This is a genomic window from Kitasatospora sp. NPDC085464, from assembly GCF_044541955.1.
Classification (GTDB): Bacteria; Actinomycetota; Actinomycetes; order Streptomycetales; family Streptomycetaceae; genus Kitasatospora.
On sequence record NZ_JBITTM010000041.1, the window covers coordinates 80,639 to 92,660 of the forward strand.

At 76.6% G+C, this 12,022-nt stretch carries 10 protein-coding genes; 4 read left to right on the forward strand and 6 right to left on the reverse strand.

Features of this window, described 5'->3' with window-relative positions:
- The first annotated feature begins 199 nt into the window (after positions 1–199).
- From ACIGG8_RS31575 to ACIGG8_RS31585, 3 genes are read left to right on the forward strand one after another with little or no spacing between them, the layout of a single operon-like run.
- The gene (locus ACIGG8_RS31575; RefSeq protein WP_396552106.1) at positions 200–3,313 is read left to right on the forward strand and encodes an adenylate/guanylate cyclase domain-containing protein; all 3,114 of its coding nucleotides are present in this window, start codon (positions 200–202) and stop codon (positions 3,311–3,313) included.
- Entirely contained in the window at positions 3,310–4,161 is an 852-nt protein-coding gene (locus tag ACIGG8_RS31580) for a S8 family peptidase (RefSeq protein WP_396552107.1), read from the forward strand. Before ACIGG8_RS31575 ends, ACIGG8_RS31580 begins: the two co-directional genes overlap by 4 nt.
- Positions 4,145–4,702: a GAF domain-containing protein gene (locus tag ACIGG8_RS31585; RefSeq protein ID WP_396552108.1), complete on the forward strand. Its 558-nt coding sequence runs from the start codon at positions 4,145–4,147 to the stop codon at positions 4,700–4,702. The genes ACIGG8_RS31580 and ACIGG8_RS31585 overlap by 17 nt, the downstream gene beginning before the upstream one ends.
- A 47-nt stretch (positions 4,703–4,749) precedes the next feature.
- Here ACIGG8_RS31585 and ACIGG8_RS31590 read toward each other — a convergent pair whose 3' ends face one another.
- The 6 genes from ACIGG8_RS31590 to ACIGG8_RS31615 all read right to left on the reverse strand — a co-directional run bounded on the left by ACIGG8_RS31590 (position 4,750) and on the right by ACIGG8_RS31615 (position 10,582).
- Positions 4,750–5,637, reverse strand: a complete 888-nt coding sequence (locus ACIGG8_RS31590) for a virginiamycin B lyase (RefSeq protein ID WP_396552109.1) — start codon at positions 5,635–5,637, stop codon at positions 4,750–4,752.
- A 72-nt stretch (positions 5,638–5,709) separates the two neighbouring features.
- Positions 5,710–6,816 carry an AI-2E family transporter gene (locus ACIGG8_RS31595; protein ID WP_396552110.1) on the reverse strand — a complete coding sequence of 369 codons (1,107 nt, stop codon included), beginning with the start codon at positions 6,814–6,816 and terminating at the stop codon, positions 5,710–5,712.
- A 66-nt stretch (positions 6,817–6,882) separates the two neighbouring features.
- Complete coding sequence (locus tag ACIGG8_RS31600) at positions 6,883–7,992, reverse strand: winged helix DNA-binding domain-containing protein (RefSeq protein WP_396552111.1); 1,110 nt, start codon at positions 7,990–7,992, stop codon at positions 6,883–6,885.
- Positions 7,989–8,726 (reverse strand): glycerophosphodiester phosphodiesterase, encoded by a 738-nt coding sequence (locus ACIGG8_RS31605; protein WP_396552112.1) that lies wholly within the window; start codon positions 8,724–8,726, stop codon positions 7,989–7,991. Before ACIGG8_RS31605 ends, ACIGG8_RS31600 begins: the two co-directional genes overlap by 4 nt.
- Before the next feature lie 41 nt (positions 8,727–8,767).
- The gene (locus ACIGG8_RS31610; protein WP_350525204.1) at positions 8,768–9,184 is read right to left on the reverse strand and encodes a TOBE domain-containing protein; all 417 of its coding nucleotides are present in this window, start codon (positions 9,182–9,184) and stop codon (positions 8,768–8,770) included.
- Positions 9,185–9,391: 207 nt separating this feature from the next.
- Entirely contained in the window at positions 9,392–10,582 is a 1,191-nt protein-coding gene (locus ACIGG8_RS31615) for an ROK family transcriptional regulator (RefSeq protein WP_396552113.1), read from the reverse strand.
- A gap of 181 nt (positions 10,583–10,763) precedes the next feature.
- Between ACIGG8_RS31615 and ACIGG8_RS31620 the strand changes: the two genes are divergently transcribed.
- Positions 10,764–12,005, forward strand: coding sequence for an MFS transporter (locus tag ACIGG8_RS31620; protein ID WP_396552114.1), 1,242 nt, complete (start codon positions 10,764–10,766; stop codon positions 12,003–12,005).
- The last annotated feature ends 17 nt before the right edge of the window (positions 12,006–12,022 follow it).

Here is a 12,022-nt window from a genome sequence, read left to right on the forward strand (position 1 = left end):
ACCCCGCTCCACCTGCGGCCATACCGGCCGCCAGGCGTTCCCGAACCGGGCCCGAAGCCACCCCCGCGACCCTGACCCGGAACGCCCGAACGCCCGAACGCCCGAACGCCCACGCACGCGGCACCGGCCTCGCCCGAGCACCCGCAGCGCCCGCGCCCCGTACGCCCCGCACAGCGGAGGACGACCGAAGGACGGCCCCATGCCCTGCCCACTCTGCGCCCAACTCGTCGCCACGAACGACCAGTTCTGCCCCTCCTGCGGCACCCCGCGAGCCGCCGCCCTCGACCTGGCCGCCGAGGAGCGCAAGCTGGTCACGGTGGTGTTCTGCGACCTGGTCGACTCCACCGCCCTGTCCGGCGCGCTCGACCCGGAGACGCTGCGCGAGGTGATCCTGCGCTACTTCGAGCGGATGCACCGACAGATCGAGGCGCACGGCGGCACCCTGGAGAAGTTCATCGGGGACGCCGTGATGGCCGTCTTCGGCGTCCCGGTGATCCGCGAGGACGACGCCCACCGGGCGCTGGCCGCCGCGCTCGCCATGCTGGAGGACCTGGAGGACCTCAACACCGAGCTGGACGCCACCCTCGGGGTCCGCCTGGACGTCCGGATCGGCGTCAACACCGGCCAGGTGGTGGCGGGTTCGGACGCCTCGGCGCGCCAGGCGCTGATCTCCGGCGAGACCGTGAACATCGCCGCCCGGCTGCAGACCCGGGCCGCCCCCGGGCAGGTGCTGATCGGCCCGCAGACGCTGCGGGCGGCGGGCCCGGCCGCCCAGGTGGACGAGGTCGGCCCGCTGCAGCTCAAGGGCAAGGCCGAACCGGTCACCGCCTACCGACTGGTCGGCCTGGACGAGGACGACCCGGAGCTGCTGCGCCGCTTCGACGTCCCGCTGGTCGGCCGCGAGCGCGAACTGGCCGAGCTGGACGCCGCGTTGGCCCGGGTCGCGGGCGGCTCGGGCGCCGAGCTGCTGCTGGTGGTGGGCGAGCCCGGGATCGGCAAGACCCGGCTGGTGCGCGAGTGGCGCGAGCGGGTGGGCCGGCGCACCGCGCGCTGCGGCACCGCCCGCTGCCGCAGCTTCGGCGAGCAGGGCGTGCTGGCGCCGCTCGCCGAGGCCGTCCGCACCCTGCTGGACGAGCCCGAGGGCGCCGCCCCGGCCGAGGCGCTGGCCCGGCTGGACGAGGCGACCGCGCCGGGCGTCGGCGCCGGGCAGTCGCTGGAGCTGCTGGCCGCGATCCTGCGCGGACGCACCGTGGAGCGCCCCGCCGTCCTCGTCCTGGACGACTGCCAGTGGGCCGGCCCGGCCCTGCTGGACGCCGCCGAGCGGCTGGCCGAAGCGCTCGGCACGGCCCCCGTGCTGCTGCTCTGCCTGGCCCGCCCCGAGCTCCCGGCCGCCCGCCCGGAGCTGCCGGCGCTCCCGGTCGGCGGCCTGTCCTGGGACGAGTCCGCCCTGCTCGCCGCCCAGTTGACCGAGCTGAGCGCCCACCAGGACACGGTGCCGTCCCGGCTGCTGGAGCGCGCCGAGGGCAACCCGCTGCACCTGGAGGAGCTGCTGGCCGCCCTCACCGAGGCCGAGGGCCCCGGGCACGACGAACTCCCGCCGACCGGACGGGCGTTGCTCAGCGCCCAGATCGACGGGCTGGAACGCGACGAGCGCGCCACGCTGGACCTCGCCGCCGTGCTCGGCCGCGCCTTCACCGCCGCCGAGCTGGCCGAACTCGCCCACGGCGGCAGCGATCAGGACACCTTCGCGGACCCTGAGGACGACGTCTTCACCGGCCCGATCGACGGCCTGCCGGCCGGCCCGGCCGCCGACGGCGAGTCCACCCCGCCGCGGCTGCACGCCGCGCTGGCCCGGCTGGCCGAGCGCCGCCTGGTCGAACCCACCGGCCCCGGCTACCGGTTCAGCAGCGGCCTGGTCCAGGAGTCGGTCTACCAGTCCATGTCCAAGCGGGCCCGCGCCGAGCGCCACGAGCGCGCCGCCGACCTGCCCGCCGTCCGCTCCGCCGGGGACGGTGCCGTCGGCGGCCACCTGGAGCGCGCCCACCGCTACCGGCTGGAACTCGGCCTGCTGGACGCCCGCACCGACACCCTGCGCACCCGCGCGGCCGCCGCCCTCGGCGCCGCCGGGGCCGGCGCCCTGGCCCGCGCCGACCTGCCCGCCGCCGTCGACCTGCTGGAGCGCGCCGTCCGGCTGCACTACCCCAACGAGCGCGCCGCCGGACCCGTCCTGCGCCGCCTCGGCGAGGCCCGGCTCGCCGTCGGGCGCGCCGACGAGGCCCTGCCCGTCCTCGCCCAGGTGCGGGACGCGGCCGCCGACCCGCTGGACGCCGCGCACGCCCGGCTCGCCCTGGCCTCCCGCGGCCTGCCGCCCGGCCAGGACCAGCCCGCCGCCACCGCCCGCGCCGTCCTGCCCCTGTTCACCGACACCGGGGACGACCTCGGCCAGGCCCGCGCCCGGCTGCGCCTCGCCGAGGAGCGCCTGCTGGCGGGCCGGCACACCGAGGCCGAGCAGCTGCTGGAGCAGGCGCTCGACCACGTCTCCCGCACCGACGCCGAGCTGGACCGGGCCGCCGTGCTGGCCGCGCTGGCCGCCTCGCTGCTGGCCGGCCCCGAGCCCGTGCCGAACGCCACCTTCCGGCTGCGGGCCCTGCTCGCCGAGCACGGTACCGGCCGCCGGACCGTGCGGGTCGCGCTGAACGGCCCGCTGGCCGTCCTGCTGGCCCTGCGGGACCGCCCCGAGGAGGCCGAGCTGCTGCTCGCCGAGGCGAACGGGCTGGCCGGCGAACTGTCCCTGGCGGAGGCCATGGTCGCGCTGCCGGCTCTGACCGCCCAGGCCGCCGCCGCCACCGGCCAGTCCGGCCAGGCGCTGGACCTGCTGGCCGACGCCGCCGAGATCGCGCGCCACCAGGGCACCGCCGCCCCGCTGCCGCGCCTCGCCCTCACCACCGCCCGGGTCCTGCTGGACACCGACCGCCCGGCCCAGGCCGCCCGGCACCTGGACGGCGCGGACGCGGTCGCCTCGCTGCCGCCGGTGCTCGCCGTCGAGCTGGACGCGCTGCGCGGCCGGCTCGCCGCCGCCCGGGGCGAGGCCCTGCCGGCGCTGGACCTCACGGCGGCCGCCCTGGACGCGGCCGAGGCCACCGAGTCGCTGCTGCTCCGGGCGCTCACCGCGCTCGACCGCGCGCACGCCCTGCTGCTGCTCGACCGCCCCGCCGAGGCCGCCGTGGCCGCCGCCCTCGCCCGGGACCACTTCGCCGCCAAGGGCCACCTGCCGGGCGTCCGGCGGGCCGAGCGGCTCGGGGGCACCCGGTGAGCGGCCCGGCCGGCCTCACCTGGAGCCTGCGCGACCGCGGCCCCGCCGACCTGCCGGTCCTGGCCGACCGCCTCGCCGACGGCGGCGACGACAGCGACGGCACCGGCAAGGGCGTGCGGGTCTGCGTGGTCGACTCCGGGGTCGAGCCGGACCACCCGCTGGTCGGCCCGCTGCAGGGCTCCTGGGCGGTGGTCAAGGACCCGGTCACCCGGGAGCTGACCGTCCGCCCCGACACCGCCGGCGACACCTGCGGCCACGGCACCGCCTGCGCCGGCATCATCCGCCGCACCGCCCCGGACTGCGAGCTCTACAGCGTCCGGGTGCTCGGGGAGCGCTTCACCGGCACCGGCGACATGCTGATCGAAGGCCTGCGCTGGGCCGTCCGGCAGGGCTTCGACGTCGTCAACCTCAGCCTCTCCACCACCCGGACCCGCTTCCTGGAGGAGCTGCACGCGATCGCCGACGACGCCTTCTTCGCCCGCACCGCGATCGTCGCCTCCGCCCACAACACCCCGGTGGAGAGCTTCCCGTGGCGGTTCTCCTCGGTCATCTCGGTGGGCAGCCACCAGGAGGACGACCCGGCGCTGCACCTGTACAACCCGGCGCCGCCGGTCGAGTTCTTCGCCCCCGGCCAGAACGTCCGGGTGCCCTGGCTCGGCGGGGCGACCATCCGCACCACCGGGAACAGCTTCGCCACCCCGTACGTGGCCGGGCTCTGCGCCCGCATCCTGTCCCGGCGGCCGAGGCTGACCACCTTCCAGCTGAAGAGCGCGCTCTACCTCACCGCGGCCAACGTCCAGGTCCCGACCACCCCCACCCCGGAGGCGCCCGATGACCCTCAGCACTGACCCCGCCGTCGATCCGCTGGCCCGCGAGCTGCTGCAGTCCGTGGTGGACGTCGCCCGGGCGATCTTCGGCGCCCAGGCCGGCTCGGTCTGCCTGCTCGACGAGACGGCCGGGGAGCTGGTGTTCCAGGCGGTCTCCGGGCGCGGCGAGGAGTCCCTGGTCGGCCGCCGCTTCCCGGCCGGCCGGGGCATCGCCGGCTGGGTCGCCGCCTCGGGCGAGCCGATGGTGGTCGACGACCTGGGCGCGAACCGCACCTTCGACCGGGACTTCGCCGAGTCCACCGCGTACGTTCCCGAGGCCCTGATGGCCGCGCCGCTCACCCACGGCAGCCGGGTCCTCGGCGTGCTGGAGGTCCTGGACCCGGCCCCGCAGGCCCGCGCGAGCCTGCCCGAGCTGGACCTGCTGGCCATGTTCGCCCGCCAGGCCGCCGCCGCCCTGCGGGTGATCGCCGACCGCACCCCGGCCCCGGAGCCCGCCCCGGACCGCGCCGCCGCCCTCGGCCTCCTCGCCGACCTGGAGGAGCTGCTGCGCCGTCAGCCCTGAGCGGAGCCGTCAACCCTGGACGGTGCCGTCAACCCTGGACGGAGCCGTCAACCCCGGGCGGGGTCGAGGCGGAGGATCTGACCGCGCTCCAGCGCCGCGTACACCGCGCCGTCCGGGCCGAGGGCGATGCCGTGCGGCTCGGCGCCCCCGCCCGGGATCGGGTGGCCGTCGAGCCGCCCGTCCGGGGTGAGCACCCCGATCCGGCCGGCGCCCCACTCGGTGAACCAGAGCCGGCCGTCCGGGCCCGCCGCGATCGCGTGCGGTTTGGCCGCCCGGTCGGCCAGCGGGTGCTCCGTCACCTCGCCGTCCACGGTGATCCGCCCGACCAGCCCGCCGCCGATGCCGACGTACCAGAGCGCGCCGTCCGCCCCGGCGGTGATCCCGACCGGCGCGGTTCCGCCGGTGGGCAGCCGGTGGACGGTCACCTCACCCGCCACGGTGATCCGGGCGACGGCGTCCGCCTGGTTGAGCGTGCACCACAGGGCGCCGTCCGGCCCGGCGGTGATCAGCGACGGGAACGCCCCGGGAACCGGCAGCGGATGCTCCGTCACGTCTCCGTCCACGGTGATCCGCCCGATCCGGTTCGCGGTCATCTCGGTGAACCACACCGCCCCGTCCGGCCCGGCGGCGATCCCGTACGGCCCGGCGCCCTCGCCCGGCAGTGCGAAGGAGCTCGCCGTCCCGTCCGCGTCGATCCGCCCGATCCGGTGATCGCGCATCCGGCTGAACCACATCGCCCCGTCGGGGCCGGCCGCGATCACGGCGGGCCCGCACTCCGGCGCCCCGAGCCCGTACCGCTCCACGGTGCCGTCCGCCGCCAGCCGCCCGACCTCCCCGGCGTGCACCAGCGTGAACCACACCGCCCCGTCGGCCCCCACGGCGACCCCGTACGGCCCGGCACCCTCGCCCGCCACCTCGAACAGTTCCACGTCCACCCCTCCGAGCACTATCGCGACCCTGGTCGCATTAGCGATGCTGCCACGCCCCGGCCGGCCACGGCAAGCCGATTACGCACCCCGCCCCGGGAGGCCGCGCAGGACCGAGACGACGCCGGTGGCCGCCGCGCAGACCGGGACGGCGAGCAGGGCGCCGATGATGCCCGCGATGCCCGAACCGGCGACCACGGCGACCATGATGGTGGCCGGGTGCAGCTCGACCGTCCGGCTCTGGATGACCGGCTGCAGGATGTTGCCCTCGATCATCTGGACGGTGAGGACCACGCCGAGCGCCCAGAGCGCCGTGCCGAGGCCCCCGTCGGCGAGGGCGACCAGCACGGCCACGGTGCCGGACAGGAAGGCGCCGACGAAGGGGATGTAGGCGCCCATGAAGACCAGTGCGCCGAGGCCGGGCGCGCCGGGCACGCCCAGGGCGAGCAGGCCGATGGTGATGAAGGCCGAGTCGATCAGGGCGATCAGCGTGGTGCCGCGCATGAAGCCGGCCATCGCCTCGAAGGCCCGTTCGGCGCAGGCGATGACGGTGTCGGCGCTGCGCCCGGGCAGGTAGGAGCGGATGGCCTCGCCGGTGCGGTGGCCGTCGCGGAGGAAGAAGAAGACCAGGGCCAGCGCCAGCACCCCGTCGGTGATCAGCTGGGTGAGCAGGCCGAGGCCGGACAGCACGCTGTTCGTCAGGGTCGAGACCAGTGAGTTGGTCTCGCCCTTGGCGTTGCTCAGGGCGTGCTGGACCTTCTTCCCCAGCGGGCCCAGCCACTGCTCCAGCCGCCGCCCGGCCGTGGGCAGTGCCTCGGCGATCTGCGGGGCGCTGTGCACCAGGGAGTTGACCAGCAGGGCGATCACCCCGCCGGCGGCGACGACCAGCACCGCGCAGGTGAGTCCGGCGGCCAGGCCCCGCCCGACGCCCCGTCGCACCAGCCAGGGCACCACGGGGTAGAGCAGTGAGGCGCCGAGCAGCGCCAGGATGAACGGCACGGTCGCGGCCCGCAGCTCGACCAGTGCGAAGACCACCAGCGAGGCGACGGCGATCAGCAGGATGACGGCCGCCGACCAGGCCGCCGCCTGCCGCAGCGCGGGCGGCAGCATCTGGTACGGCCTGCGGCGGTCGGGCTGCGGACCGGGCGGGCGCTCCACGGACACGGCCACCTCCGCGGGGATCGTCATCGAGTCCGAACCGACCCATCTCAGCAGAGAATGTGACGGTCCGCCCGTTCTGCGCCCCCGCCCCGGCTACTCCGCCGCCTCGACCCGCACGGTCCCGCTCCCGCCGGCGCCCCCGCCGGCGAAGTCCAGCACCCGCTGCGCCTCGGCCTCCGCCGCCTGCCGGTCGGCCCGCCGCAGCGCCGTGAAGGGCTGCACGACGACGCCCTCCCCGTCCGTCAGCCGCCAGGATCCGGCGACCAGCCCGTCCACCAGCAGCGTGCCCAGCACGATCCCGTTCTGCGTCATGACCCGCCCCCGGTACTCCTCGGGCAGCACCCGGGTGCGGTCCGCGTGCGAGAGCAGCAGGTTGTCGAACGGCGCGACCAGCCGCACCGGCGCCGGGGTGTCCCCGTCCGGCCGGGGCGCCTCCGGCAGGTCGTACAGCAGCCGGCCCTGCTCGTCCCGGAAGGTCAGCAGCCGCGGCGCGAGCCTGCGCAGCACCGGGGTGAGCCCGCTGAGGCCGCACCACTTCTTCACGTCGGCCGCGGTGGCCGGACCGAAGGCGGCGAGGTAGCGCAGGACCAGGTCGTCGAGGGTGGGCGCCGGGTCGAGCGGGCGGCCGAGCCAGGCCTCCGCGGTGGTGTGCGCGGCCGGGCCGCCGCGCCCCCACAGGCCGCGCGGCGGCACCTGGACCAGCGGCAGCAGGCAGCGGGCCGCCTGGGCGAGCGCGGCCGGGTCGCGGTCCGGACGGGTCCCGGCGAGCAGCGCGCCCAGCTGCTGGAAGGTCCGCGGCCGTTCCTCGACCAGTTCCCGGGCCTCGGCGGCGAGCGCGGCCGGGTCGAGCCCGGTGAGCCGTTTGCCGTAGGTGGTGCGCAGCTGCTGGTCCAGGAGGGGCTGGAGCAGGGGGCGCAGGGTCAGGCAGTCCTGGGCCGTGACGAGGTGGATGGTGCCGCGCTGGAGGGCGATCCGGACCGCCGCCCGTTCCTCCAGCAGGGTGCTCAGCGCTTCGGGCGTGAAGCCGTCGAGCCGGGCGAGCAGCCCGAGGTAGGGCGGCTGGGGTGCCGCCTGGGCCTGGAGGCCGCCGAGGTGGTGGACCATCGCGGGGGGTGTCAGGTCGGTGCGGGCGAGCAGGTGCTGACGGGCCAGCAGGGCCCGGCCGAGCGCCCGGGTGCCGAGCACCGGCTGCGGCTCCTTCACCGGGGGCCGTCCAGCACCGAGCGCAGCACGTCGATCCGGTTGGTGGTGATGGAGGCGACCCCGGTGTCCCGCAGTCGGCGCATGGTGCGGCGCCGGTCGGCGGTCCAGGTGGAGACGGCGAGCCCGGCGTCCGCGGCGGCGGCGGTGAACGCGGGGGTGACCAGGCCGAACGGCGGGTTGAGGTAGCGCGGGCGCAGGTCGTCCAGCAGGGTGCGGACGGGCATCCGCGGCTGCTTCCAGGTGAGCGCGATCTCGGCGTCCGGGGTCTGTTCGCGCACGGCGAGCATGGCGGTGACGGAGCCGCAGAAGGCGACCAGCCGCTCGGCGCCGAGCTCGGTGACCACCGACCAGGTCGCGGCGGCCGGGCCGGGCTCGTCCAGGTCGATGAGCAGCCGGCGGCCGTCGAAGCCGCTCACCGCCTTGATCGCCTCGACGAGCGTGGGGACGGCGAGCGGGCCCTGCCGCAAAGCGTCCAGCTGCTCGGTGGTGACCCGGTCGATCGACCGGGAGTCTCCCCAGAGCCGTTCCAGGGTGCGGTCGTGCAGCAGGACGGGCACCCGGTCGCGGGTGAGCTGGACGTCCACCTCGACGGCGTCGGCGCCGGCGGCCAGCGCGGACTCGACGGAGGGCAGGGTGTTCTCGCGGTACCGGTAGGGGTCGCCGCGGTGGGCGACGGCCAGCACCCGGGGGCGGCGATCGGTGCTCGCGCTCGGGGTGGTCGGCAGGTGTGGCATCCGGGCCTCTCGTTGCGGTTCCGGGACTCGTCGGTGCGGCGTCAGCGCCGTTCGATCATCACGTTGGTGGACTTGATGACCGCCGTGGCGGGTGCGCCGGGGACCAGGTTCAGCTCCTCCGCCGACTCCCGGCTGATCAGCGACACCACCCGGAACGGCCCGGCCTGGATCTCCACCTGGGCGGCCACGTCGCCGAGCAGCACGTCGGTGACGATCCCCGGGAAGCGGTTGCGGGCCGAGGACGGGCGGCCCTCGGCCTCGGCGTTCTCCGGCCGGGCCAGCTCGCGGGCGAAGGCGGCGAGCTCGGCGCCGGGGATGATCCGGTGACCGTGCTCGTCCCGCGTGGCGGCGAGCCGCCCGGCGTCCACCCAGCGCCGCATGGTGTCGGCGCTGACGCCGAGCAGCGCCGCGGCCTCTCCGATGCGGTACGGGTTGGCCGGCGCCTCGGGCTGGCCCATGAGCGACTCCTGACGGTGGTTCGAAGGACTTCGGGGACTTCGGGGGGCTTCGGAGCACCGGGGTCTCCGGCGGTGCGCGGCCCCGCCGCCATCCTGCCGTACCGGGTGCGGCGGCGGGAAAGCCGGGGCCGCCGGGTCGGGTGCGCGGAGCGGCCGGCGCCCGTCCGCCGCCTCGCCCGCGGGGCGACGGGGGTTCGGGCACGGGCGCTACGGCTCGCCGAAGAGGTCCCGCCGCACCGCGTCCCCCGCGGTCAGCACCGCCCCGGCGAGCACCGCGCCGCCGCCCGCCGTGCCGGCCCGCACCTCGGTGCTGAGCGGCGAGAGCCGGGCGAGCCGCCGCTCCACCCGGCCGGCGAGTTCGGCGCCGCCGGCCCGGCCGATCTCCCCGCCGAGCACCACACAGCCGGGGTCGAGCACCACGCAGACGCTCGCCGTGCCGATGGCGATCCGTTCGGCCAGCTCGTCCAGGAAGCGCCCGTCGGCCTCGCCGGCCCCGGGCGCGACCGCCGCCCGGACGACGGCCTCGGCCGCGGCGGCGTCCCCGGCCGGGGCGGCGGGCAGCCCGTGCGCGCGGGCGAGGTCGCAGATCGCCGCGCTGCCGACCAGGTCGTGGAAGCCGCCCTCGCAGCTGTCGGCGCTGGGCAGCCCGACGGTCCCGGGGACGGGCAGGAAGCAGATCTCGCCGGTGCCGCCGGAGAAGCCGCGGCGCAGCCGCCCGTCCAGGATGACGGCGGCGCCGACGCTGTGGCCGAGCCACATCAGCACGAAGGTGTCGCGGTCGCGCGCGGCGCCGACCCGGTACTCGGCCCGCCCGGCCAGGTTGACCTCGTTCTCCAGGATCACGTCGGCGCCGGGCAGTTGCTCCAGTGCGGCGAGGAGTTCGGCGTGCCAGGCGGGGAGGTTGCCGGTGCTCTGCAGCCGCCCGGTGGCGGGGTCGACCAGCCCGGGGGCGCCGACCGCGACGGTGTGCAGCCGCTCGACGCCGGCGCCGCGCGCGGTCTCCAGCAGGGTCGTGGTGATCACCGCGGCGGTGCCGGGCCCGCCCGCGCCCTCGACCGGGATCTCGGCGGTGGCGAGGGCCTGCCCGGCGAGGTCGGCGACGACCAGGCTGACGCCGCCGGCGCGCACGTCGAAGGCGGCGATGTGCGCGCGGGAGGCGACGAGTGCGTAGACCCGGGCGTTGGGGCCGCGCCGCTGTTCGCCGCGTTCGCCGACGACGGCCACCAGGCCGGTGCGTTGGAGGCGGTCGAGCAGGTCGGCGACGGTCGGCCGGGACAGGCCGGTGAGGTCGCGCAGCTCGGTCGCGGTCAGGGGGCCCTGTTCGAGCAGGAGGTTGAGCGCCAGCCGGTCGTTGATCGCCCGGGCGGTGCTCGGCGTGGCCGTACGCGCGGTGGTCATGGCCGCTCATCCTTCCAGAGTGTTTCTATCAGGGTCCCTTCCTGATAGTTTATCGAACCGTCGCCGGCCGGTCGCGCCTCCGCCGCGCGGCCCGTCCTGCGCGCACCTGCGCTTGACTACCGACAAGGCCACCCACAGGGCACCGTCGCGCCCCGCACCGCGCGACCGGGAGGGAACGCCGATGAACCGCACCACCGCGCCACCGCCGCGACCGCTGACCGCCCCGCGCCGGGCCCGGGCGAGCATCGCCCTGGTCTTCGGCGTGCACGGCGCCGTCAGCGGCAGTTTCGTCACCCGCATCCCGTGGCTCCAGGACCGCCTGGACCTGTCCACCGGACAGCTCGGCCTGGCCCTGGTCATGCCCGCCATCGGCTCCTCCCTCGCCATGCCGCTGGCCGGCCGCTTCGTCCACCGGTACGGCGGCCGGGCCGCGGTGCGCGGCCTGCTCTCGCTCTGGTGCCTGGCCCTCGCCCTGCCCGCGCTCGCCCCCTCCCTGCCGCTGCTGTGCGTGGCGCTGCTGGCGTACGGAGCCACCGCCGGGATGGCGGACGTCGCGATGAACGCGCAGGGCGTGGAGATCGAGGAGCGCCTCGGCCGCTCGATCATGTCCGGCCTGCACGGCATGTGGAGCGCCGGCGGCCTGCTGGCCTCCGGCTTCGGCATCCTCGCCGCCCACCTCGCCCTCGACGCCCGGCTGCAGCTGGCCGTCACCGCACTGGTCCTGCTCGCGCTCGCCCAGCCGGTCTGCCGAGGCCTGCCCGACCTACGGGCGCACGAGGACGCCCAGGAACCGCCGCGGTTCGCGCTGCCGCCGCGCAGCTCGCTGGTGATCGGGCTGGTCGGCTTCTGCGCGGTCTTCGCCGAGGGCGCCTCGATGGACTGGAGCGGCGTCTACCTGCGGGACGTCACCGGCGCCTCGGCCACCGTCGCCGCCGCCTCGTACACCGCCTTCTCGCTCACCATGGCCGTCAGCCGCCTCGCCGGGGACGCGGCGATCCGCCGCCTCGGCGCCGTCCGGACCACCCGGATCGGCGGAGCCGTCGCCACCGTCGGCGGCCTGCTGGTGGTCGCCGCCGACCGCCCCGCCCTCGCCATCCCCGGCTTCGCGCTGATCGGCGTCGGCATCGCCGTCATCGTCCCGCTCGCCTTCGCCGCCGCCGGCCGGATCGGCAGCAACCCCAGCCAGGCCATCGCGGGCGTCGCCACCGTCACCTACACCTCCGGCCTGATCGCCCCCGCGGTCATCGGCACCCTCGCCCAGGCCACCTCGCTGACCGCCTCCTTCGGCCTGGTCACCGCCCTCGCCCTCGCCCTGCTCCTGAGCGCCGGGGCGCTGCGCCGGGCCGAGCGGAATCCCGCCGACGAAAACGTGACCGCACCGGAATCGGAAAGGCCTTCCGGAAAAGATCTCTCCACGATATGATGGCGAATTCCGGAAGG

Bases quoted from the DNA above. Each gene is read 5' to 3' on its own strand.
- ACIGG8_RS31575 (WP_396552106.1), top strand. From the start codon at position 200: ATGCCCTGCCCACTCTGCGCCCAACTCGTCGCCACGAACGACCAGTTC.
- ACIGG8_RS31585 (WP_396552108.1), top strand. From the start codon at position 4,145: ATGACCCTCAGCACTGACCCCGCCGTCGATCCGCTGGCCCGCGAGCTG.
- ACIGG8_RS31595 (WP_396552110.1), bottom strand. From the start codon at position 6,816: ATGACGATCCCCGCGGAGGTGGCCGTGTCCGTGGAGCGCCCGCCCGGT.
- ACIGG8_RS31605 (WP_396552112.1), bottom strand. From the start codon at position 8,726: ATGCCACACCTGCCGACCACCCCGAGCGCGAGCACCGATCGCCGCCCC.
- ACIGG8_RS31610 (WP_350525204.1), bottom strand. From the start codon at position 9,184: ATGGGCCAGCCCGAGGCGCCGGCCAACCCGTACCGCATCGGAGAGGCC.
- ACIGG8_RS31615 (WP_396552113.1), bottom strand. From the start codon at position 10,582: ATGACCACCGCGCGTACGGCCACGCCGAGCACCGCCCGGGCGATCAAC.
- ACIGG8_RS31620 (WP_396552114.1), top strand. From the start codon at position 10,764: ATGAACCGCACCACCGCGCCACCGCCGCGACCGCTGACCGCCCCGCGC.